General features: G+C 65.3%; 20 protein-coding genes. 2 read left to right on the top strand and 18 right to left on the bottom strand.

What is annotated here, in order from left to right:
• Positions 1-2 precede the first annotated feature (2 nt).
• The 10 genes from AAG092_RS01150 to AAG092_RS01105 all read right to left on the bottom strand — a co-directional run bounded on the left by AAG092_RS01150 (position 3) and on the right by AAG092_RS01105 (position 8,320).
• Positions 3-1,202 (bottom strand): AAA family ATPase, encoded by a 1,200-nt coding sequence (locus AAG092_RS01150; protein ID WP_373388156.1) that lies wholly within the window; start codon positions 1,200-1,202, stop codon positions 3-5.
• A complete protein-coding gene (locus tag AAG092_RS01145; protein ID WP_373388155.1) occupies positions 1,196-1,699 on the bottom strand; it encodes a TadE family protein in 504 nt (167 codons plus the stop codon). Before AAG092_RS01145 ends, AAG092_RS01150 begins: the two co-directional genes overlap by 7 nt.
• Positions 1,696-2,166, bottom strand: a complete 471-nt coding sequence (locus AAG092_RS01140; protein WP_373388154.1) for a TadE family protein — start codon at positions 2,164-2,166, stop codon at positions 1,696-1,698. The genes AAG092_RS01145 and AAG092_RS01140 overlap by 4 nt, the downstream gene beginning before the upstream one ends.
• Positions 2,167-2,175: 9 nt before the next feature.
• Positions 2,176-3,600, bottom strand: a complete 1,425-nt coding sequence (locus AAG092_RS01135; protein ID WP_373388153.1) for a pilus assembly protein TadG-related protein — start codon at positions 3,598-3,600, stop codon at positions 2,176-2,178.
• Positions 3,601-3,613: 13 nt separating this feature from the next.
• Positions 3,614-3,883 carry a hypothetical protein gene (locus tag AAG092_RS01130; RefSeq protein WP_373388151.1) on the bottom strand — a complete coding sequence of 90 codons (270 nt, stop codon included), beginning with the start codon at positions 3,881-3,883 and terminating at the stop codon, positions 3,614-3,616.
• A gap of 13 nt (positions 3,884-3,896) precedes the next feature.
• Positions 3,897-5,366: a type II and III secretion system protein family protein gene (locus AAG092_RS01125; protein ID WP_373388150.1), complete on the bottom strand. Its 1,470-nt coding sequence runs from the start codon at positions 5,364-5,366 to the stop codon at positions 3,897-3,899.
• A gap of 78 nt (positions 5,367-5,444) precedes the next feature.
• On the bottom strand, positions 5,445-6,239 hold the full coding sequence (gene cpaB / locus AAG092_RS01120; RefSeq protein ID WP_110683758.1) for a Flp pilus assembly protein CpaB: 795 nt from the start codon (positions 6,237-6,239) through the stop codon (positions 5,445-5,447).
• Between the two features lie 12 nt (positions 6,240-6,251).
• A complete protein-coding gene (locus tag AAG092_RS01115) occupies positions 6,252-7,571 on the bottom strand; it encodes an AAA family ATPase (RefSeq protein WP_110683757.1) in 1,320 nt (439 codons plus the stop codon).
• 12 nt (positions 7,572-7,583) lie between these two features.
• The gene (locus tag AAG092_RS01110) at positions 7,584-8,099 is read right to left on the bottom strand and encodes a prepilin peptidase (protein ID WP_110683756.1); all 516 of its coding nucleotides are present in this window, start codon (positions 8,097-8,099) and stop codon (positions 7,584-7,586) included.
• A gap of 14 nt (positions 8,100-8,113) precedes the next feature.
• Complete coding sequence (locus AAG092_RS01105) at positions 8,114-8,320, bottom strand: Flp family type IVb pilin (protein ID WP_373388148.1); 207 nt, start codon at positions 8,318-8,320, stop codon at positions 8,114-8,116.
• Positions 8,321-8,706: 386 nt separating this feature from the next.
• Between AAG092_RS01105 and AAG092_RS01100 the strand changes: the two genes are divergently transcribed.
• Together AAG092_RS01100 and AAG092_RS01095 are read left to right on the top strand one after the other, a co-directional pair.
• Positions 8,707-9,579 carry a response regulator transcription factor gene (locus tag AAG092_RS01100; RefSeq protein ID WP_373388147.1) on the top strand — a complete coding sequence of 291 codons (873 nt, stop codon included), beginning with the start codon at positions 8,707-8,709 and terminating at the stop codon, positions 9,577-9,579.
• A 20-nt stretch (positions 9,580-9,599) separates the two neighbouring features.
• The gene (locus AAG092_RS01095; RefSeq protein ID WP_373388145.1) at positions 9,600-11,657 is read left to right on the top strand and encodes a sulfatase-like hydrolase/transferase; all 2,058 of its coding nucleotides are present in this window, start codon (positions 9,600-9,602) and stop codon (positions 11,655-11,657) included.
• Here AAG092_RS01095 and ligA read toward each other — a convergent pair whose 3' ends face one another.
• From ligA to AAG092_RS01055, 8 genes are all read right to left on the bottom strand, one after another.
• Positions 11,658-14,015 carry an NAD-dependent DNA ligase LigA gene (gene ligA, locus AAG092_RS01090; protein WP_110683752.1) on the bottom strand — a complete coding sequence of 786 codons (2,358 nt, stop codon included), beginning with the start codon at positions 14,013-14,015 and terminating at the stop codon, positions 11,658-11,660.
• 67 nt (positions 14,016-14,082) lie between these two features.
• Positions 14,083-14,892, bottom strand: a complete 810-nt coding sequence (gene zipA, locus AAG092_RS01085) for a cell division protein ZipA (protein ID WP_110683751.1) — start codon at positions 14,890-14,892, stop codon at positions 14,083-14,085.
• Between the two features lie 174 nt (positions 14,893-15,066).
• The gene (gene smc / locus AAG092_RS01080) at positions 15,067-18,555 is read right to left on the bottom strand and encodes a chromosome segregation protein SMC (protein WP_373388144.1); all 3,489 of its coding nucleotides are present in this window, start codon (positions 18,553-18,555) and stop codon (positions 15,067-15,069) included.
• Between the two features lie 159 nt (positions 18,556-18,714).
• A complete protein-coding gene (locus AAG092_RS01075) occupies positions 18,715-19,029 on the bottom strand; it encodes a hypothetical protein (protein ID WP_110683749.1) in 315 nt (104 codons plus the stop codon).
• On the bottom strand, positions 19,026-20,222 hold the full coding sequence (ccmI, locus tag AAG092_RS01070; protein WP_373388142.1) for a c-type cytochrome biogenesis protein CcmI: 1,197 nt from the start codon (positions 20,220-20,222) through the stop codon (positions 19,026-19,028). Before ccmI ends, AAG092_RS01075 begins: the two co-directional genes overlap by 4 nt.
• Positions 20,222-20,704, bottom strand: a complete 483-nt coding sequence (locus AAG092_RS01065) for a cytochrome c-type biogenesis protein (protein WP_373388140.1) — start codon at positions 20,702-20,704, stop codon at positions 20,222-20,224. The genes ccmI and AAG092_RS01065 overlap by 1 nt, the downstream gene beginning before the upstream one ends.
• The gene (locus tag AAG092_RS01060; protein WP_373388139.1) at positions 20,701-21,234 is read right to left on the bottom strand and encodes a DsbE family thiol:disulfide interchange protein; all 534 of its coding nucleotides are present in this window, start codon (positions 21,232-21,234) and stop codon (positions 20,701-20,703) included. Before AAG092_RS01060 ends, AAG092_RS01065 begins: the two co-directional genes overlap by 4 nt.
• Complete coding sequence (locus AAG092_RS01055) at positions 21,231-23,204, bottom strand: heme lyase CcmF/NrfE family subunit (protein WP_373389542.1); 1,974 nt, start codon at positions 23,202-23,204, stop codon at positions 21,231-21,233. Before AAG092_RS01055 ends, AAG092_RS01060 begins: the two co-directional genes overlap by 4 nt.
• Positions 23,205-23,214 lie beyond the last annotated feature (10 nt).

The following is a 23,214-nucleotide window of genomic DNA, read 5'->3' as shown; positions in this document are numbered from 1 at the left end:
ACTCACCCCCTGAACAGGCGGCTGAAGGTACGTTTGAACAATCCCTGTTCGCCGGCCTCGGTACCGGCCAACTCCTGCTTCAGGCTGCGCAGGGCGAGGGTAATGGGCGCACGCGGGGCATGCAGCTCAAGCGGTATGCCGCTGTTCTGGCTTTCGCTGACGGCGGCGAAGTCGTTCGGCAGTTTCTGCAGGTCGGGGCAATGCAGAGCGTCATCGATATCCTGCAGGGTGATCGGCGCGGCCTTGTTGTAACGGTTGACCACCACATGCAGGCGGTTGCTCTGCACGCCCAGATCGTTGCGCAGGATCTGCAGCAGCCGGCTGGCATCCTTCAGGTGGCTGAGGCTCTGCTGCAGCAGGATGTAGCAGTGATCAGCCTGCTCCAGGGTGATGCCCGTCAGATGGTCGATCTGCCGCGGCAGGTCCACCACGACCCAGTCGTAGCTGGCACGGGCCAACTGGAGCAGGGTCTCCAGCTGCTCCAGGCGGACATCCTGGGCCAGGCACAGATCACTGGAGCGCCCGCCCAGAACATGCAGGGTCGGGCTGAAGTGGCTGCAGAAACCGCGCAGGGCCACGCTGTCGAGCCCCTCCACCTGCTGCATGACTTCCACGTGGCTGTGCGTAGGAGCAATGTCCAGGCTGTGTGCCACGCTGCCGAACTGCAGGTCGAGATCCAGCAGCAAGGTGCTGGCACCGGTCGCGCTGAGCTGGTGCGCCAGGTTGCAGGCGAACATGGTCGCTCCCGAGCCGCCCTTGGCATTCATCACCGCCACCAGCTTGCCACCGGCGCCGGTGCTCACATGGCTTTCGCGCAGCATGCGCTGCAGGGCGCCCAGCAGTTCTGCCTCCACCACCGCGTCGGAGAGGAAGTCGCGGGCGCCGGCCTGCATCGCCATGCGCATACCCTCGCGCTCCTCCAGCGGGCCGCACACCAACAGCGGCGGGCGCTCACTGAGCGGCCGCTGCAGCAGGGCCTCCAGCTCGTCACGCCACAGATGACTGACCCAGAGCAGGAGGAAGTCCGGCAACTCGTCGAGACCATAGAGCGGATCGGTATGCCCATTGCTGACCAGGCGTGTGCTGACCTGCAGCCCCGGAATGCGCTGGCTGATCTCCTGCAGTTGATTGAGCGCGCGGGCATCGCGGCTACTGATCAGCAGCCGCGGGCCGCTGCGAGAAGAACTGGATGGGGTCAGCATGGCGTGATCTCCGGAGTCACCCCATCCTCGGCATGGCGCCCGAGGCTTTCGCGCGGCAGGGTTGCCCGGAAACTGGGCAGGGTGATCTGGGTGCCGAGCAAGGGGATCAACAGGTCAAAGGTGAAGTTGTCCACCCGCAACTGAACGTAGCGGATGGCACGGAAACCATTGCTGCCGGAGGTGTCGCTGGGCGCTGCGACGACCGCTCCGTTGATGTCCAGATAAGTCAGCGTCAGGTCGGCGGTATCCAGATTGGCAATCAGGCCGCTGGCGCCGGTTTCATCCGCAGCGTTAAAGATTGCCCGGCGCAGGATGATCGGGTCGCTGATGTCGCATACGGCGGCCAGGCGCGCGCCACGCCGCACCGTCTCGTTCAGAGTGTTGACGGTGAAGTACAGGCGCCCCATCTCGATCACACCAAACAGCAGGGTAAATAGCAGCACACCCACGACGGCGAACTCGACTACATAGATGCCCTGCATGCGCTTTTTCATCACAGTGCCCTCATCACGACCGTCGAGTTGAGCTCGACGGCGAGCGGCACATCGTTGCCGAAGAGCGATGGCAGCACACTGCCGATCACCGGCTGGAAGTCATAGGAAAGCTGTACCTCGACATAGCGGGCATCACTGGCGGAGGGGCGCACCTGCACATCGTCAGGCGTGAGACCCGGCACCACGGCAGAGAAGCCAGCGGTGGTGGATGGCACCCCATATACGGCTACATTCTTGATTTCCGTCTGCAAGCTGGTGCTCAGATCGAGCCTGCCCAGGGTGGCATTCCAGGCCTTGCTCGCGGCATAACGGCCGGCATCCCGGCTGGCCTGCAGCAGGTTGTTGTAGTGGAACAGCATGCGTCCGAACTCGGCGACGCCCAGTAGCAGGAGCACCAGCAACGGCAAGGCGATGGCGAACTCGACCATCGCCATGCCCTGCTGCCCTCTCTTACCCGCCGCGAGCTTCATTCAGCCACCTCAGGAGTCGATGCTGGGGACGGCGATGCCGTCGATGTAGGTCTTGTACAGCTGGATGATCTGCGGACCGTTCTCGTCAGCAGGCGTCGGCCCCGGCACCCCGTCGCTCGAGCACATTTCAACGAACTGGCCGAATATCTGTGATTCGTTGCCTTTCTGATCCGCCGGCTGCAGCACGAAGAAGCAGCCAAACCCCAGCACTGGAACCTGGCTGGTACCGGAGTCGGTTCCCGTACAGGGACCGCCTATCACTACCCGCAGTATGCGCCGGCCGGCCACGCCATCATCCTCGCACCCCCCGCCACCACTGGCGCAGGAGTTCGCAGCATCCAGCCAGTCGTTGTAGTCGAACAGTGCCTGGCCGCCCGCAGTTATATTGCCGTCCGAGTCGGCCACGGCAGGGACAGAGGAGCCACCTCCACCGCCCCCTCCCTGTCCACCACCTTTGCCGCCGCCTCGACCACCACCGCTGCCCCCTCCGCCTCCGCCGCCGGAGTTGCTGTTGCCGAACAGGATGGTCGAGCCGTCGTCAGCCAGGCTGAAGCTGCCGGAATTGCCGGTGCCGCCCTCCTGACCATGGTCGGTCACCAGATCCGGGGGGTAGTCGTCGGCGTCATAGCCGCCGCTGTAATCACCGAAACGGGTGTTCAGGCCCTTGACGGAGGGGCCGACGGTATTGCCTGGCTTGGTCTGCACGTTCTCGCCGATCTGCGGACAGATGGTGCCACCTCCGGCCATCAAGTCGCCGACTGTCTTGCCCCCGGAGCCGAAGTCGAGCAGCTGGAAATTGCCCGGACCGATATTGGCGTCCTTGTGCGAGGCTGACTTGAGCACCTGGAGCGCACCGAAGTCGAAGCCGAAGTTCGCTTGCCCAGGCTCGCCGCAGACCATCACCGGAGCCAGTTCGCAGGGGCTGGTCGGGCTGGGGCCTGCCGTGGCGATGGCGGCTACGGCCTTGTCCGCCGGGTTGCCGAACATCTGCAGGACACCCCAGAAGAACCCTGCCAGCGGGAAGTCCGGCACGGCCACCCGCACGTAGCGCGAATCACTGCCGGCGCTCGTCGCGAAGGGGCCGTAGACACTTGCCGAGAAGGTGACCAGAGCCAGGTCGCTGACGCCAGCCAACTCGGCATTGCCGGAAGCGGCTGCGTTCAGATCGAGTGTCAGCGTCACCGCGGCCTGGGCGGCAGAGGCCCCGGCGCTCATGTCGCCGCCGACATATTCGCTCAGGGTCTTAGCCCCACTGAGTGCGGCGGCGTCCACCGCGCTCTGCAGGCGGGTCTTGTTGACCAGCATGTGCCCGCCATCCAGGGCCAGGGCGGACATCAGCAGGATGGACACCAGGGCGATGACGATCAGCACTATGGCAGCGCCCCGCTGACGTTGTGGCAGCGCGGTGGAGCGGCGCGGCTTGCGGGGGCTCATGGTGCAGGCTCCTCTAGTCGATGTTGATCTGGATGGGCTGGCTTACCTGCTTGGCATCGCTGGTCTTGCCCCGATAGCCGTCCAGCACGCGCTCGGTCAGCGGCCCGTCGGTTCCCACCGCCGAGGGTGCGCTGCCGGGATTGGCAGCCCGCTCCTTGTCGGCGATCTGCTCATAGTTGGTGGCGTACACGCTCTGTCCCAGGTGACCGACACGCCCCTCGTCGTAGGTCATGCATCCACCCAGCACAACGGCCATGACACACAGCAGGCTTAGCGTCTTCATCGTGGCGTCTCCGTTATTTGAGGTCATGGCCGAAGCTGCTGCCGGTGACACCCAGGCTGACCGGCACGGCACGATCGGGGCCGTCACCCTTGGTCTTGCCGAGCAGGTAGAAATCGAGGTCGCTGGGCTCGACGAAACGCTCCGTGGGCAGACGTACCAGCTTGGCATCGACCGGCTTGGCGATATGCGGGGTCACCAGTATCACCAGCTCGGTTTCGCCCTTGATGAACTCCTGGCTGCGGAACAGGTGGCCGATTACGGCGATATCGCCGAGGCCGGGGAAGCGGCTGACCAGATCGCGGGTGCTCTCGTTGATCAGGCCGGCGATGGCTATGGTCTGGCCGTTGGCAAGCTCCACCGTGGACTGCGCACTGCGCTTGGTCAGCGACGGAATGACCTGGCCTACCCCGTCGCCTAGCGGCGTATCCAGGCCGGTATCCAGAACCAGAGCGTTGGCGTTAGAGATCTCGCTGACCGAGACATTCAGGTTCAGGTTGATGCGGTCGGCATCCAGCACCACCGGCAGGAAGCGCACGCCAACCCCGAACTCCTTGTATTCGATGGTGATGCCATCCTCTTCGGTGATCGGCACCGGGAACTCGCCACCGGAGATGAACTCGGCCTGCTGGCCGGTCAGGGTGACCAGTGTCGGCTCGGCCAGGACCTTGGCCGAGCCATTGTCCTTGGCCGCCTCGAGAACCACGTCGAAGAGGAAGCTGCCGGAGGCGAACTGGGCCAGGAAGCCCTTGCTGTCGCGCAGCAGGCCATCTTCCAGCAGCGAGGAGCCGCCGTTGAAGGTGCCGATATCCCAGTTGCCGGCTTCGCCGATGGCCAGGAAATTCACCCCGAGACGCTTGACCAGGTTGCGCTGCATCTCGGCCACCTTGACCTCGAGCATCACCTGCTGGCCACCGCCCACACTAAGCAAGTTGACCACCTCCAGCGACTTGCTGGGGCCCGCCTTGGCATCCTGCCCCTCGCCCTGGGCAACGCTGACGCTCTGGGCCGCATAGCTCTTGGCGATGCTCATCGCCGAGTCCATGGCCGCCGCGCTGCTGACCTGGCCGCGCAGCACCAGCGCACCCTGGGCGCTGAACACCTCGATCTTCTCGTTCGGCAACAGCTGGTAGAGCTTGCTCTTGAGACCGCCAAGATCGTGCACGACCTCCAGGTCGAGACTGTCGATCAGCCTGTTGTTGCCGTCCCAGAGCAGCACGTTGGTGCTGCCCAGGGCACGCCCGAGCAGGTAGAGCTGGGATGGGCTGGTGATCAGGATATCGGCGATGTCCGGGTTGCCGACCGAAATGCGCTTGACCGGCACCCGCGTGCTAAGCACCCGGGACTTGTAGATCGGTACCTGGATGCTGCCGTCATTGAGCGCCGGCATCACGCTGACGGCCGGTTTCTCGGCTGCCTGCAGCTGGGCCACCATCAGGCTCAGGCCCAAGAGCAACGCCGAACCCATCACTCGAATGCTTTGCATATCCCTCTCCTTGCCGGGCCGCTTGTCCCGTATGCGCGGGCTCGGCCCGCGAAGCCTGTCTCGCCAGAGCGCTGGCGCCTACAAACGCACGTTGGCCACTGCAGTACCGCGAATCACCGTCACCCCTGCGCCCTCGTTGCTGCGCCGTACCACCGGCTTCGGCTGAGGAGCCGGCGCCGGGGCCGGCTGAGCGGCAACAGGCGGGGGTTCGGGCGGGCGCTTCTGGTTATCCAGCGGATTGCGCAGGGCCAGCTGCAGGCGCCCCTCAGCCATCGCCTTGACCAGGATTTCAGCCTCCTCGGGGGTCATCTCCAGGGTGACCGCACGCACCACCACGGGCTGGGTCTTGTCGGTGCTGGCGGTCTGATCGACAGCCAGCACGCGCAGGTCCTCGAGAATGGTCTCGGCCTGGGCATTGGCATTGCCGGTCTTCTTGGTGGCCAGTACATCCACCCGGTTACCCGGCAACAGGAATCCGGCCACCCCGACCACATCGTCGACCCGGACCGAGATGGCACGCTTGTCGGTTTCGATCAGCGAGGCCAGGGTGCTGCCGCCCAGGTGCTCGGCCAGCCGAGCACTGCGCAGGATGTCTCCACGCAGCATGGAGAAGGTGGCGATCTTGCCGATGGCCTTCTCCGGACTGTCGAACGAGTCGTCGGGAGCCGTGGCCTTGGGCATGCGCACCATGGTGATGTGCTGGGCCTCGATCATGGTGCCGAAGGGAATTTCAACGGCTGCCACCATCACTCCGCGCATGTTGTCATCGGGAGCGGCGCTGAGCCGCTCGCTAAGCCAGTTGTTGGCCATCCAGGCGGCCCCCAGCCCGAGTACCACGGACAGGACCACCAGCGTGAGAGTACGAGAACTCATGTCTGCATCTCCTCAGCCGAGAAAATCGAGTTGCACGAAGTAGTTGTGCCATGCCCACTCGAGCTCCCGAGGCGACAGCGGCCCGGGACTATCGAGGTAGCGTTGGCGGTCCAGCGCCATGCCGAGCAGATCGCGCGGATGACAGGGCACCAGTGGCATGCCCTCCGCCTCGTACAGCCCCTGCAGGACATAGCGCAGCAGGATCGGATCGAATGCGATGCCGAGCCGCTCGCACTCCTGCCGCCAGATGCGCTCGTAGTCATCCGGCTTGAGGTAATCGAAGTGCAGCTTGTAGCCGATGCGCCGCAGGAAGGCCTCGTCGGCCAGCTCCAGCGGGTTCAGGTTGGTGGAGAACACCAGGATCAGGTCGAACGGCAGTTCGCAGTGCCGGCCGCCACCAAGGCTGAGGAAGTCGCGCTTCTCCTCCATCGGCACTATCCAGCGGTTGAGCAGCTCCGCCGGCGCCATGCGCTGGCGCCCCATGTCGTCGATGATGAACATGCCGTTGCTGGCCTTGAGCTGCAGCGGTGCCTGGTACTGGCGGCTGTAAGGGTCATAGCGGACGTCCAGCTGCTCCATGGTCAGCTCGCCGCCGGTGATCACGATCGGTCGCTTGCAGCACAGCAGCCGGCGGTCGATACCCTCGTCCAGCAACAGTGGATTCTGCTGCGGATCTTCCAGGCTCTGGTGCACCTGGGGGTCGTAGACCTCCACCACCGACTCGTTGATGACGATGGCATAGGGCACCCAGATGGCCTCGGCGAACAGGCGGATCAGCTTGGTGCTGATGTAGGTCTTCCCGGTACCGGCAGGGCCGTAGATCATGATCGCCCGACCGGAATTCATCGCCACGCCGAGCTGATCCAACATGCCCTCGCTGAGGACCACGCCCCCGAAGGCCGATCGCATGTCGCGTGACGTGATGTTGCCATGGTGGATGGTCTGTACCTTCAGCAACGAGCGATAGGCGCTCACCGGGAAAGGTGCCGCCCCCAGGTAGCCGCTGCGCTCGAGGGCATCGCGCGCCGAGACCCTGCCACGTTCGGTCAGGCCATAGCGCAGCGCCTGTCCCCCTGTCTGCCCCAGCACCTCGATACGTCCCTGCTTGCGCAGGAACTGCAGCACCTCTTCCACCACTGCGCCCGTCAGTGCCAGGCGCTCGACCAGGCGCGGCAGGTCGAGGACGCCGGCATCGTGAAGGTGTTTGCACAGCAGATCGCCGAGAAAGTTCTCGTTCAGGCCGGTGTCACGGATGCACTTGGGCTGAGGTGCAAGCTTCTGGACGGCCTCGCGCTCGCTGGGATAGGCGTTACTGTCGCTGATGGCGTACATGATTCCCCTCCCTCACCAGGGCCGCAGCGGTAGCCAGTAGAGACTGGCCACAGTCCCCAGCAGGATGGCCAGGGCGAAGGGGAAGCGCAGCTGCGAGGCATCCCCGGCCTGCGCCGGTACGTAGGCACGCAAACTGGCCATGGCCCAGTAACGCTGCGCGAATCGGAACAGCTGGCCGCGCCACAGAAGGATCAGGATGCCCATCAGGCTGCCCGCGATCAGCGTCAGCGCGGCAGCCCATGCCACGCCCAGTGGGCCGAGAAAAGCGCCGACCACGGCCATCAGCTTCACATCGCCCGCCGCCATTCCCCCCATCGCATAGAAGGGCATGAACAGCGCCAGGCCAGCCAGAGCGCCATAAATCGCCTGGGCCGGACTGCCAGACAGCAGGTACTGGCCGAGCAGCCCGGCAAGCAGGCCGATCAGCACGAAAAGATTGGGAATGCGGCGGCAAGCGACATCGCTCGCCGCCGCGAGCATCAGCAGAGCCACCAGCCAATACTGCATCGACATCTGCCAAGCATTCATGGTGGACGACCCGACTAGCAGGGAGTGACGGAGCCGTTGCTCGAGCTCACTGCGCCGCAGAGCTCGCGAATATTGGTGTCCACCGCACCGCCTAGCAGGTTGAACGCAGCCACCACCGCCAGAGTGATCAGCCCCCCGGCCACCGCGTACTCCACAATCGTCAGGCCTTCTTCATCCTTCAGGAACCTCACTACCGAGGCTTTGACAGTATCGATTTTCATCTCGCTCACCTCATCAGTTGGATCAACGCCAATCTGGCTGGCAGTCGCGCCTCACGCCCGACCTGATCCTGACGCTAGTGAAGGCTGGCTCGATGGGTTAGGAGTTTTTTGTCGATCACTAGGAGTTTTTTGCTGCTTCCTCGCATTCGGCATGAATGCCATGCGTGTGCTCCTGCACCCCATTCGCATGCGACAGACGGCAGCCCGTGCGGCAGCCTCTGGCAAGTTTCCGCCGAAGTGCTTCCCTATATGTTTCAAATAGTTGTCATGTCTCCACGGAGCGGTTATCAAAAAATTGACGGATATTGCCATTCGGTATTTGCACTAGTGGCACTGTGACAATACTGCTCAAGTGGGGCGAGAGAAAAAGGCGCAGAGCTAAGGTTATGAAGTCGGACTTGGCCAAAGCACAACGCAGACCATTCCTGTTGTGGATGGATCTGACTCACGATCGTTCGGCAGACGAGCTGATCGCGCAGTTTCGTTCGACCTGCGATTGCCGCCTGGCCAAGGACTCGACGATCTCCGGGCGTGACTCGGGGCAGCCGCCGGACATGATCTGCATGCACTTCGACAGGCCCGATGCTCTGGGGCTGAACCTGCTGCTGGAAGTCAAGCGCACGGTCCCCTCGATCCCCATCAGCATGTTCACCGTCCAGCACTCCGAGGAGTTGGCCGTCTGGGCGATGCGCTCGGGCGTCTGGGAGTACGTGGCACTCCCGCTGTGCGGCACGGAAAAGAGCCGCTTCCTCAGGGCTCTGGAGCGACTCTGCCAACTGCGCTGGCAGGAGGATGTACATGCCCGGAAGCTGCAGATCGAGCGCAGCAGCAACCTGCCGGACAGCATTCGCCTGACCAAGGAGCACCAGAAGCACCATGCTCTGCAGAAGGCCGTGAGTTACATCGACCAGCACTATCAGGAAGGCATCGACCAGAAGGACCTGGCCCAGCGCTGTGGCATGACTCCGTTCCGTTTCTCCCGTCTGTTCAAGGAGGTGCTGGGGCTGGGCTTCATGGAGTACGTGCTGAACAAGCGCATGGAACTGGCCAAGGACCTGCTCGCCAATAGCCAGATGCCGGTCACCAGTATCGGCTACGAGGCGGGCTTCAAGGACCCCTCCTACTTTGCGCGCGCCTTCAAGCAATGCCTGGGCTGTACTCCCAGCGAATACCGCAATGAAAGCCGGCCTCGGGAGATGCCGCGCTTCATGGGCGATGACGAAAAGGCGGGCACCAACGAAGCGCCCAGGGCCTCATGACGCAGGAGTGAATGCAGGCCATGACAATGGAACCCGGCAGGCATCAAGGCAGCTCCGTGGCCTCCTGGCGCCTCTGGCTGGGGGGAACGGTATTCCTGCTGCTGCTCAGCCTGGTCTACCTGCTGTTAACCAGCGCGCCGAAACTGCACATCCTGCTGAAAACGCGGGTTTATGAGTCGATCTTCTCCGGCGGACTGCTTCACTCCCAGTTCGCCTTCGACATGCTGTGGTTCGCCGTGGCGTTCATCCTGCTGCACCTCCTACTCGCCGCGCTGATCCTGGGTTGCTGGCGCTGGCTGTCACCACGCTGGCTTGCCAGGGAAAGAAGCGGATACAGCCTGTTGCTGGTATGGGGCGTCGTACTCGCGCTGCTAGCCAACAGGTGCTTCTTTCCGCAGAGCTTCTTCTCTGGCAGTGAGGAGGCTGGCCCCGTGCTCTGGGCCCTCTTGTGGGGCGGTAGCGCACTCTGGCTGGTGCTGCTACTAGGCGGAGGGATGCTGCGCAAACCCGTGTGGGCGCTGGCACTCATAGGCGTTCTGGCCGCCTGGCTGCCCTGGCCGGGTAACCTGGTCACAGACGATGGGCCCAGAGTGCTGCGAGCTCATCCCGATGTCATCATCGTCGGCTTCGACTCCCTGCGCCCGGATGTGATTGGCGACACCTACACGCCACACCTGCAGGGTTATCTGCGCGACGCCGTGATCTTCCCCGATGCGGTGACGCCCCTGGCACATACCTACCCGGCCTGGATGAGCATATTGACCGGCGTCTATCCGGTTCGCCACGGGGCACGCTTCAATCTGATTCCGGACAGCTTCCTGGATCCACAGTACAGGACCCTCCCCCAGTATCTGAAAGCACTCGGCTATCAAAGCATCCTGGCGATGGACGAACGCCGCTTCGCCAATATCTCAGGCCAGCATGGCTTCGACCGAATAGTCGGCCCAGACGTAGGTGCGGGGGATTTCATGCTCGGTGCCACCTCCGACACCCCCGTGCTGAACTTCGCTCGCCAGACCTCGCTGGGTCGCCACCTCTTTCCTTACATCCACAACAACAGAGCGGCCTACAACGCATACCGCGGCTCGGTATTCGTCGACAGTGCAGCCGCCGAACTGGGCGGTATTCCTGCCGAGACCCCCGCTCTGGCTGCCGTGCATTTCTGCATGGCTCACTGGCCTTATGCATTCGTTCCCAAGCGCGCTCTTGCAGAGGAACGCTTCAAGCGTTTCTCTCCTGAGGTCTACAGCGATGAGTACTACCTCAACTACCTGAAAGCCGTCAGCGAAGCCGACGCGCAGTTCGGCCGCTTCATGGCTCAACTGAGGTCTGCCGGCCGTCTCGACAATGCGCTGATCTTCTTCATTTCGGACCATGGAGAATCCTTCTCGACCGATGCCCTGGACCTGGCCGGCACAAGAAGCGATGAGAACAGGTGGCAGTTGTCGGTCAATGGGCACGGAACCCATGCCACGCTCCCCGCCCAGTACCGGGTCCTGCTTGCCATGCAGGTCTATCGGAAGGGTAAACCGACGCTCTCCAGCACGAGTCTGTCGGTCGACAGGCCGGTCGGGCTGATCGATATTCTGCCTACGACTCTCGACCACCTCGGGCTGTCTCCAGATGCCAAACCCGATGGCCTGTCGCTATTCCAGTCTGCCCCCACGCAGCGCGATTTCTTCGTCGAATCGGGATTCTCGGTACCCGCCGTCCTCAGCAACGACCCCGACCCCGACCAGGCACTGCAGCAAGGTATCGGCTATTACCGAGTCCGCCCGAGCGGCGAAATCGAGCTGAAGCCGGAATGGATTCCTGCGCTCATCGAGCGCAAGGAATACACACATATCGGCACAGGCGACATGCTTACCTACGGCAACTATGACGAAGAGCGGGTCGGCTTCCGCCTCCTCGACCTGCGTAACGCGACATGGCAGAAAGTGGATGAGCGCGCCCCCGCCGAACTACTGGCACGGGCACGGAAGCTCTGTCAGCAATTCGCCGGTGACCCCCGCCTGACCAGAGAGCCCGTCTGCCGGCAGACGCTGGTGGTGCAAGACACCGATCAGGCCGCACGTTAATCAGCCCGGATGTTGGGCCAGAAGGTCGATGAACGCGGCCTCGTCCAGCACGCGAACCCCCAGCTCACCGGCCTTGGCCAGCTTCGAGCCAGCCCCTGGCCCTGCCACCACGCAGGTGGTCTTGGCCGACACCGAGCCGGCCACCTTGGCGCCCAGGCTCTCCAGCTTCTCCTTTGCCTGGTCGCGGCTCATGACTTCCAGGGTGCCGGTCAGCACCCAGGTCTGGCCGGCCAGCGGCAAGCCATCGACCACCTTCTTCTCGCTCGCCCAGTGCATGCCGAACTCGCGCAGCTGCGCCTCAATGCGCAAAGCGCGCTCGGCGTTGGCCGGGATGTCGAAGAACTCGCGCAGCGACCTGGCGGCCTTCTCGTTGAGGCGCTCGACCTGGCGCAGGTCGAGCCAGTCGGCGTTGATCACGCCTTGCAGACTGCCGAACCTGGCCGCCAGCTTCTCCGCGCCGGTGGCGGCGATGAAGGGGATGTTGAGCTTGTCGATGAAGCCCGCCAGGGACGCGCAGGCGGAGAACTCGGGACTGAGATCGCCCTCCTCCTGCAACTCGATGCCACGGGCCAGCAGGTCATCGATGACCTTGAGGTTGTGCGCGTCCTCGAAGAAGTTGCGAATTTCCGAGGCCACTTCCAGGCCGACGTCCGGCAGGTAGGTCAGCACTTCCGGCAGGGCCACGCGGATGCGCGCCAGCGAGCCGAGGGCACGGGCCAGCAGTTTGGCGGTCTCCTCGCCTACGTCCGGAATGCCCAGGGCATAGATGAAGCGCGCCAGGGTCGGTCTAGCGCTATCGCGGATTGCCGCCAGCAGGTTGCGCGTGGACAGGTCGGCGAAGCCTTCCAGAACCACCACCTGCTCGTAGGTCAGGGTGTAGAGGTCGGCCGGCGAGGCCACCAGGCCGGTATCGACCAGCTGCTCGACAATCTTGTCGCCCAGGCCCTCGATGTCCAGGGCACGGCGCGAGGCGAAGTGGATGATCGCCTGCTTGAGCTGGGCGGCGCAGGACAGACGACCGACGCAGCGATAGACCGAGCCCTCGCTGGTGGTTTCGCGGCCCTTGCTGCGTTTGACCAGCTGGGTGCGCTCGACAGCCGAGCCACACACCGGGCACTGCTCGGGCACCTGCACCGGGCGGGCATCGGTCGGGCGGCGCTCGGCCACCACCTGCATCACCTGCGGGATCACGTCGCCGGCGCGGCGGATGATCACGGTGTCGCCGATCATCAGGCCCAGGCGCGCGACCTCGTCCATGTTGTGCAGGGTCGCGTTGGAGACGGTGACGCCGGCCACCTTGACTGGTTTCAGGCGCGCCACCGGGGTGACGGCGCCGGTGCGGCCGACCTGGAACTCCACATCGAGCAGCTCGGTGAGCTCCTCCTGGGCGGGGAACTTGTGGGCCAGAGCCCAGTGCGGGGTGCGCGCGCGGAAACCGAGCTGCTGCTGGTCCTCGATGTTGTTGACCTTGAATACCACACCGTCGATGTCATAGGGCAGCGCCATGCGCCGCTCGCCGATATCGCGGTAGTAGGCCAGGCACTGCTCGATGCCGCGCGCCAGCTTCAGCTCGCGGCTGATCGGCACGCCCCAGGCCTTGAGCTGTTCGAGCATGCCGACCTGGGTGGCCGGCAGCTCGCCGCTGACCTGGCCGACGCCGTAGCAGCAGAACTCCAGCGGGCGGCTGGCGGTGATCTTCGGATCGAGCTGGCGCAGGCTGCCGGCGGCCGCATTGCGCGGGTTGGCGAAGGTCTTGGCGCCGCTCTCGGCCTGGCGCGCATTCAGTTCGTCGAAGCCGGCCCTGGGCATGTAGACCTCGCCGCGCACTTCCAGCACAGCCGGCCAGCCCTCGCCCTTGAGCTTCAGCGGCACGTTGCGGATGGTGCGCACGTTGGCGCTGATGTCCTCGCCGGTGCTGCCGTCGCCGCGGGTGGCGCCGCGCACCAGCTGGCCATCGCGGTACAGCAGGCTGACGGCCAGGCCATCGAGTTTGGGCTCGCAGCTGTATTCCACCTCGGCGCCGCCACCGAACAAGTCGCCGCCAGAGAGGCCGAGGCCACCCTGCACGCTGCGGTCGAAGGCGCGCAGGTCCTCCTCCTCGAAGCCGTTGCCCAGGCTGAGCATGGGCACCTCGTGGCGCACCTCGCCGAAGGCGCTGAGCGCCTCGCCACCGACGCGCTGGGTCGGCGACTCCGGCGTCACCAGCTCCGGATGCTCGGCCTCCAGCGCCTGCAGCTCGCGGAACAGACGGTCATACTCGGCGTCGGGCACGCTCGGCTCGTCCAGCACGTAGTAGCGATAGTTGTGCTCATCCAGCTCGGCGCGGAGCTCGGCAATGCGTTGGGCGGCGTCGGTCATGGCTTGGGTCCTGAGAAACGACAAGAGCAGCCTAGGCTGCTCTTGGGGTTGCATGGGGGTGGAGCGCTTAGCGTTTGCCGGCGAGCTGCTTCTTGCGCTCGAACTCGACGATACGCTGGCGATAATGCTCGATGGTCTGCGCGGTCATCACGCTGCGCTGGTCGTCCTTCAGCTCGCCGTTCAGCTCGTGAGCAAGCTTGCGCGCGGCGGCGATCATCACGTCGAAGGCCTGCTTCGGATGGCGCGGGCCCGGCAGGCCGAGGAAGAAGCTCACCGCCGGGGTGTAGAACAGCTCGAAGTCGTCCAGGTCGAAGGTGCCGGGCTTGACGCCGTTGGCCATGGAGAACAGCACTTCGCCGTTGCCAGCCATGCTCTCGTGACGGTGGAAGATGTCCATCTCGCCGAAGCGCAGGCCGCTCTCCAGGATGTTCTGCAGCAGTGCCGGGCCCTTGAAGCCCTCGGCATCGCGGGCGATCACATTGATCACCAGCACTTCCTCGACCGGCGCCTGTTCCTTGGGTTTGGCGGCCGGCTTGTCTTCCTCTTCCTCGACCGGCGTCAGCAGCGTGGGCACAGGCTCGTCAGAATCCAGATTGAGGTCGCCCTGCTGCGGCTCGAGGTTGCGCCGGCGATTGATCTCGCTGGCGCTCATGCTGGGCATGTCGGCTTCGTTGAATTCGGGTTCGCGCTTGCGATCGATGACCCGCGCCGGGCCCAGCAGATCGGGGTCGGCATCGTCGTCGGGCAGATTGCTGAAGCTATGGTCGAGTTTGAACTTCAGCTTGCCGCTACCGCCCCGCATGCGGCGCCAGCCGTCGAACAGAATGCCGACGATGACGATGACACCAATGACGATCAGCCAATAGCGCAGCTCCATGAAACTCCCAAGCCCCTGAACGATGAAAATGTAATGAAAATAAGGGCTTCCTGCCCCTTTGGAACGCGAACAACTGTATGTTTTTACAGGTGATTTTCGCGTGTAACAAAAGTGAGGCCTAAGCTAGCACGACGAACGGTAAATGTGCACCGTCGCAAGGCATTTCCTGACTTTTCAGGCCTCGACCAGGGTCATGGCCTCCTCGACATCCACCGCCACCAGACGCGAGCAGCCCGGCTCGTGCATGGTCACGCCCATCAGCTGATCGGCCATCTCCATGGCGATCTTGTTGTGGGTGATATAGATGAACTGCACCGTCTCCGACATTTCCTTGACCAGCCGCGCATAGCGGCCGACGTTGGCGTCGTCGAGCGGCGCATCCACTTCGTCGAGCATGCAGAACGGCGCCGGATTCAGCTTGAAGATGGCAAACACCAGGGCCAGCGCGGTCAGCGCCTTCTCGCCGCCGGACAGCAGGTGGATGGTGCTGTTCTTCTTGCCCGGCGGCCGCGCCATGATCGCCACGCCGGTATCCAGCAGGTCCTCGCCGGTCAGCTCCAGGTAGGCATGGCCGCCACCGAAGACCTTGGGGAACAGCGCCTGCAGGCCGGCGTTGATCTGGTCGAAGGTCTCCTTGAAGCGGTTGCGGGTTTCCTTGTCGATCTTGCGGATGACGTTTTCCAGGGTCTCCAGCGCCTCCACCAGGTCGGCGTTCTGCGCATCCAGGTAGCGTTTGCGCTCGGACTGCTGCTGGTATTCGTCGATCGCCGCCAGGTTGATCGCGCCTAGCCGGGCGATGCGCCCGGCCAGTTGCTCCAGCTGCTGGTCCCAGGCTGCCTCGCTGGCGTCGCTGGGCAGGGTGGCGAGCACCCCGTGCAGGTCGTAGCCGTCTTCCAGCAACTGGTCCTGCAGGGCCTTGCGCCGCACGTTGAGGCCCTGCCAGTCCATGCGCTGCTGCTCCAGCTGGCCGCGCAGCAGTTGCGCCTGCTGCTCGGCCTGGCTGCGCCGCTTCTCGGCATCACGCAGCTCGCGATCGGCATCTTCCAGGGCCAGACGGGCGAGCTTGAGCTCGTCCTCCACGCCCATGCGCTTCTCCAGCAGCTCTTCGAGCTTCATGCGCAGCTCTTCCAGCGGCGCGGCACCCTCCTCCAGGTTCAGCGAAAGCTGCTCGCGGCGCTCGATGGCGCGCTCGAACTGCAGCTCCAGACGCTCCAGCGCCTGGCGCGTGGACTCGTGCTGAGCCTTGATCGAACCCAGGCGCACGGCCAGCTGGTGGGCATGATCCTTGTGCTGGCGCGCCTCCTGGCGCACCCGGTCGAGCCGCTCGCGCAGCTGGTCGCGAGTGGCCAGCAGTTGCTCGCGCTGCTCGGTATCGGTGGCCATGGCGTCCAGCGCATCCTGCAGCACCAGGCGCGCTTCGCCCAGCTGCTCCTGCTCCAGCTCGCGCTGCTCGGCAGCCTCCTCCTGCTCTTCCTCCAAGCGGCGACGGCGCAGCGCCAGTTGCTCGGCCTTGGCCTGGCCGGCGGAAAGCCTGGCTTTCAGCTCGCCCTGGCGACGTGATTCGTCCTGCACCAGGCGGCGCTGTTGCTCACGCACCTCTTCCTGTTGGCGCTGGCCGGCCTGCAGGCGCTGCAGGTTGTCCTCGAGATCGGCCAGGGCCGCCTCGCGTTCGTCGCGCTCGCCCTGCAGGCGCTCCAGCTCCTGACCACGGGCGAGCACGCCACTCTCGGCCTCGCTGGCACGGCGCACACGCAGGAAGTGTCGGCCGACCCAGTAGCCGTCACGGCTGATCAGGCTCTCGCCCTCGCCCAGCTGCAAGCGCTGGGCCAGGGCCTGATCGAGGCTCTCCACCGGGCGTACCTTGCCCAGCCAGGGCGCCAGGTCGATGCTGGCCTCGACCTTGTCCAGCAGGCTGCCAGCGACGCGGCCTCCACCGTTCTGCGGATTGACCAGACGCAGCTCGCCCTGGTCGAAACCGCCCAGGTTCAGATTATTGAAATCGTCCAGCAGCACGGCCTGCAGATCGGCACCGAGCACCGTCTCCACCGCCAGCTCCCAGCCGCTTTCCACGCGCAGGCCTTCGGCCAGGCGCGGACGGTTGTTCAACTGGTGTTCGCGCAGCCATTCGGCGGCGCCCTTGCCCGGGTTCAGCGCGGCCTGCTGCAACGCCTCCAGCGAGGCGATGCGGCCATTCAGCCGCTGCAGCTCGCCCTGGGCCTGCTGCTGGGCCTGGGTGGCCTGCTGCAGCTCGCCACGCAACTGTTCGAGGCGTTCGGCCTGGCCTGCTTCGGCGGCGTGCAGCTCTTCCAGCTGCAGCTCGCTGGCGGCCAGCTGTTCGGCCAGCTCGAGGATGGCAGCATCTTCCGGATCGGCCGCCAACTGGGCCAATTCGTCGGCCAGGCGGCGCTGGCGCTCGGCCAGACGCTCCAGGCTCTGCTCCAGCTGGGCGATGCGAGACTGCTGTACTTCGGCCTGGCGGCGCGGCTCGGCGCTGCGCTGGTTGAAGCCTTCCCACTGCTCCTGCCAGCCATGCATGGCGCTCTCGGCCTCTTCCAGGGCGGCGGCGGACTCCTCGGCGGCGGCGCTGGTCAGCTCCTGCTCGGGTTCGAGCATGGCCAGCTCTTCCGCCAGGGTCGCCAGCAGGGTGCGGTCATGGCCCAGGTGCGATTCGGTCTCCAGACGCGCGCGCTCGGCCTCGTTGAGATCATCCTGCAGCTGGCGCAGGCGCTGCTGGCCGTGCTGGATGCTCTGTTCGACCCGGGCGATGTCGCCGCCCACGGAATAGAAGCGCGCCTGCACCTGGTTGAAGCGTTCGGACAGCTCGTGGTGGCCGTCGCGCAGGCGCTCGATGCTCGCGTCGGCGCTGCGCTGCTCGGCCACCAGGGCCTCGTAGGCCACTTCCTGGTCGCCGATCACCTGTTCGCGGCTACCGACCTGCAGGTTCAGCGTCTGCCAGCGCAGGGCCGCCAGCTGAGCCTTGAGCTGACGTTCCTCGGCCTTGTATTCCTGGTACTTCTCGGCGGCCTGGGCCTGGCGGTGCAGGCGTTCGAGCTGGCGCTCCAGCTCTTCGCGCAGGTCGGTCAGGCGCGCCAGGTTCTCCTGGGTACGACGAATGCGGCTCTCGGTCTCGCGGCGGCGCTCCTTGTACTTGGAGATGCCGGCGGCTTCCTCGATGAAATTCCGCAGATCCTCGGGCTTGGCCTCGATCAGCTTGGAAATCATGCCCTGCTCGATGATCGAGTAGCTGCGCGGGCCCAGGCCGGTGCCGAGGAAGATGTCGGTGATGTCGCGGCGGCGGCACTTGGTGCCGTTGAGGAAGTAGGTGTTCTGCCCGTCGCGGGTGACCCGGCGGCGGATGGAAATCTCGGCGAACGCCGCGTACTCGCCCACCAGCGAGTTGTCGCTGTTGTCGAAGATCAGCTCGATGGAGGCCTGGGTCACCGGCTTGCGGGTGTTGGAGCCATTGAAGATGACGTCGGTCATCGACTCGCCGCGGAGGTTCTTCGCCGAACTCTCGCCCATCACCCAACGCACGGCGTCGATGATGTTGGACTTGCCGCAGCCGTTGGGGCCGACCACCGCCGCCATGTTGCTGGGAAAACTGACGGTGGTGGGGTCTACGAAGGACTTGAAGCCCGCCAGCTTGATGCACTTCAGGCGCATGCCGAGGCCTCCGCGAAGGACGGGCGGAAAATGCGCAGGACGAGGCGGTCCGCTGCCATGAAGTGCATGGAGATCCTTGTGACAAGGGGCGAAACGGGAAGTCGCGCGAGTGTATCACAGGGTTTTCCGCGGCCAAGGGCGAGCGCGGAGTGACGCCGCTCAGTGACCTAGGCTGCGCCCCAGAGCGGCCGGCACGCCGCTGCTGTCGGTGGGCTGCCAGGGCCCGCGGGGGCTGCTGGCCCAGCTCCAGCCGCGATCCCAGCGGTAGTAGACGCGCTCGCGGTAATACAGCTTGCTGCTGCCCTGGAGCACGTACACGCCCAGCGCCGGGTCCCAGTAGGCATTGCCGCCGGGTGGCGGCGCGTAGCGCGGATGGCTGTGCTGGCGTGCGGGCTCACCCGCCCCGGGCGTAATGGCGGGTTGCAGGGAGCAACCCGCCAGGGCCAGCGCCAGCAGTGCCGGGGCGAGCCTCACGGGGCCTGCTCCGGGCTGTCGATCAGCAGCTGTTGCGGCTCGCGGGTGCTGCTGGAGATCGGTTGGCCGCGTCCGACCCATTCACCCTGGGTGGCCACGCCGCTGCGCGAAACGCGGGCGACCAGCTGGATCTCGGGGAAGCTGGAGAGCTTGAGCTGCTCCATCATCGCATCGGCATCGCTGAGCTCGACCTGGGTCGGCAGATCCGCCACGGTCAGACGCTTGACCGCCAGCGGCATGGGCGGGCCGGAGGCGGCGCGGGCGAAGACGAACACCGCATCGCCCGGCTGCACCTTGGCCTTGAGCTCTGGCGCCAGGTCGACGCTGACGCTGATCACCGCCGCGCTCGGGGCTGCCGGCGTCTCGGGCAGCGACTGGCCGGCGGCCTGCAGCTGCTCACGGGCACGGTCGATGCCAATCTGGATCGAGGCGCGTGACGGGTCGTCCGCCGGCATCTGCGCCAGCAGGCGCTGCCAGTAGTCGACGGCATCGGCGAAGCGCTGGTCCTCGAAGGCGGCGATACCCAGCAGCCCGAGGCTGGTGACCTCGCCCGGGTCGCCCTTGAGCGCCTCGTCGGTCAGCGCCTGCAGTTCGCCGCCCCACTGCTTGCCGGCGGCGAAGTAGCGGGCCTGGGCCAGCTGGCCGAGCAGCTCAGGCGCACGCCCAGCGATGCGGATCACCTGCTCGAAGGCCTTGGCCGCCTCGGCGGCACGGCCCTCGCCCATGTAGATGCGACCGAGGAAATACCAGGCCTCGGAAGAATCGGGATTGTCCTTGACCGCCTGCTCCAGCTGCGCGGTCATGCGCTGGATCGATGGCTGCTCCTGCATGGCCGCCAGCTGCTGGCTGGCGCCCCACTGCCAGTACAGGCCGAAGGCCAGGCCCGGCACGGCCAGCGCCATCAGCAACGGCAGCGCCTTGCCCAGGCGATGGACACGCCCGCCCCTGCCGCCCTCGGTATCGGCCAGCAGCTCGCGCGCAGCCTCGGCCTGGCCGGCGTCGAACTGTTCGACGGTCAGGGTGCCCGCCTCACGCTGGGCAGTGAGCTCGGCCAGACGCTCCTGGTACAGGGCGACGTTGAGTGCGGTACGGTCTTCCTCGGCCTGGGCGCGGCGGCCGCGCAGCACGGGAATCAGCAGAAAAGCCGTGCCGACCAGCAAAAGCAGGCCGACGGCGAGCCAGAATTCGATCATCAGTCTTGGGTATCCCGGTTTTCTTTCAGCAGAGCGTCGAGGCGCTCACGTTCGGCGGCGCTCAGGGCGACCTGCGCGGGCGCCCGCTCCACCTTGCGCCGGCGCAGCACCAGCACGCAGAGCACGACGGCGCCCAGGCCCAGCAGGCCGAAGGGGCCGTACCAGAGCAGCCAAGTGCGGCTGTCCAGCGGCGGCTTGTACATGACGAAGTCGCCATAGCGCATGACCAGAAAATCGACGATTTCCTTGTCGCTACGACCATCGTCGAGCATGCGGTAGATCTCGCGGCGCAGGTCAGTGGCGATCGGTGCGTTGGAGTCGGCGATGTTCTGGTTCTGGCACTTGGGGCAACGCAGTTCCTCGGTGAGGCTGCGGAAGCGCTCGCGCTCCACCTCGTCCTTGAACTCGTAGGTGTCGATGGCGGCGCGGGCCACACCGACCAGGCTCAGGCCGAGTAGGCAGGCGATCAGCAGGCGCTTCACAGTTTGCTCTCCAACAGCGCCTGGTAGCGCGGCGCCAGTTCCTCGCGCCAGACGCGCTCATCGATGGCGCCGACGTACTTGTGGCGGATGATGCCCTGGGCATCGATCAGGAAAGTCTCGGGCGCGCCATACACGCCCAGGTTGATGCCCAGCGAGCCTTGCGGGTCAGCCACGTTGACCCGGTAGGGGTCGAGGTAGTCCTTCAGCCACTGGCGCGCGGCCACGCTGTCGTCCTTGTAGTTGACGCCATGGATCACCACGCCAGCCTTGGCCAGCTGGTTGAGCATCTGGTGCTCGGCCTTGCAGGTCGGGCACCAGGTGGCCCAGACGTTGACCAAGGCCGGCCCCTTGAGGTCCTTCTCGGTGATCAGGCGCTGCTCGTCCTTCAGGTCCGGCAGGCTGAAGGCCGGCAACGGCTTGTTGATCAGTGCCGAGGGCAGCTCCTGCGGATCGAGGAACAGGCCACGGTAGAGAAACAGTGCCATGCCGAGGAACAGCGCCAGCGGCAGCAACAAGATCAGGCGTTTCATGCGGCAGCCTCCTTCATGCCCAACACATCACGCACGCGGGTACGCACCTTGACCCGGTAGCGCGGATCGAAGGCCGCCAGCAGGCCGCCCAGGCCCATCATCAGACCACCCAGCCAAATCCAGCGCACGTAGGGCTTGATGTGCACGCGCACGGCCCAGGCGCCATTCTCCAGCGGCTCGCCGAGGGCCACATAGAGGTCGCGGGTGAAGCCGGCGTCGATGCCCGCCTCGGTCATCGGCATCTGCTGCACGGTGTACAGACGCTTCTCCGGGTGCAGCACGGCGACTTCCTCGCCGTCCTCCAGCACGCGTACGGTGCCCTTGTCCGAGGTGAAGTTGGGGCCTTCGAAATGCTCGGCGCCTTCGAAGACGAACCGATAGCCGCCCAGCTCCAGCGACTCGCCCGGGGCCAGGCGCAGATCGCGCTCGGCACTGCTATGGCTGACCAGCACCACACCGATGGCGCAAACGGCCATCCCCAGGTGTGCCAGATGCATCCCCCAGTAGCTGCTGGAGAGGCTGCGCATGCCCTTGAACAGGCCCTTGTGCCGACACTTGTCGAGCAGGTCGCGTACACCGGCCAGCAGCACCCAGAAGGCCAGCAGGAACACCGCCAGCACGCTCCAGTGGAAGTCGCCGAAAGCCCAGCTGGCGATGAAACCGAGGATCACGGCGCCGACCAGCACCGGGGTGAGCATGCCAAGCAGCCACTGCACCGGCGTGTCCTTCCAGCGCACCAGCACGCCGACCGCCATGACCAGCATCAGCAGCGCCATCAGCGGCACGAACAGCGCGTTGAAATACGGCGGGCCAACCGACAGCTTGGCGCCGGTCAGGGCGTCCAGCACCAGCGGATAGAGGGTGCCGAGCAGAATCATGGCAGCCGACACCACCAGTACCAGGTTGTTGCCCAGCAACAGGGTCTCGCGCGACCACAGGGCAAAGCCGACCTGGCTCTTGACCACCGGTGCGCGCAGGGCGAACAGCGCCAGCGAACTGCCAACCACGATCAGCAGGAACACCAGGATGAACACGCCGCGCTCGGGGTCGTTGGCGAAGGCATGCACCGAGGTGAGCACGCCGGAGCGGACCAGGAAGGTGCCGAGCAGGCTCAGGGAAAATGCGGCGATGGCCAGCAGCACGGTCCAGCTCTTGAACACGCCACGTTTCTCGGTCACCGCCAGGGAGTGGATCAGCGCGGTGCCGACCAGCCAGGGCATGAACGAGGCGTTCTCCACCGGGTCCCAGAACCACCAGCCGCCCCAGCCCAGTTCGTAGTAGGCCCACCAGGAGCCGAGGGCGATACCGACACCGAGGAAGGCCCAGGCGACTATGGTCCAGGGCCGCGACCAGCGCGCCCAGGCGGCGTCCAGCTTGCCGCCGAGCAAGGCGGCGATGGAGAAAGCGAAGGCCACCGAGAAGCCGACATAGCCCATGTACAGCATCGGCGGGTGGACGATCAGGCCGAAGTCCTGCAGCAGCGGGTTGAGGTCACGGCCATCGGCAGGGCTGTTGGGCAGCAGGCGCGCGAAGGGGTTGGAGGTGATGATCAGAAACAGCAGGAAGCCGACGCTGATCATGCCCATCACGGCCAGCACGCGTGCCAGCATCTCGTCCGGCAGCTGGCGCGAGAAAATCGCCACGGCGAAGGTCCAGCCGGCCAGGATCAGTGCCCACAGCAGCAGCGAGCCCTCGTGAGCGCCCCACACGGCGCTGAACTTGTAGTACCAGGGCAAGGCGCTGTTGGAATTCTGCGCCACGTAGGCCACGGAGAAGTCGTCGGCCATGAAGGCCCAGGTCAGGCAGGCGAAGGCGAAGGCCAGCATGGCGAACTGGCCCCAGGCCGCCGGTTGGGCCAGGCCCATCCACTGGCGGTCGCCCAACCAGGCGCCGACCAGCGGCAGGCTCGACTGCACCACGGCCAGACACAGCGCCAGGATCAGGGCCAGGTGGCCCAGCTCCGGAATCATCAAAGCGGCA

It is taken from the genome of Pseudomonas alcaligenes (genome assembly GCF_041729615.1).
Classification (GTDB): Bacteria; Pseudomonadota; Gammaproteobacteria; order Pseudomonadales; family Pseudomonadaceae; genus Aquipseudomonas; species Aquipseudomonas alcaligenes_B.
The sequence above is the reverse complement of the archived record's forward strand: the minus strand, read 5'-3'. Positions and strand labels throughout refer to the sequence as shown.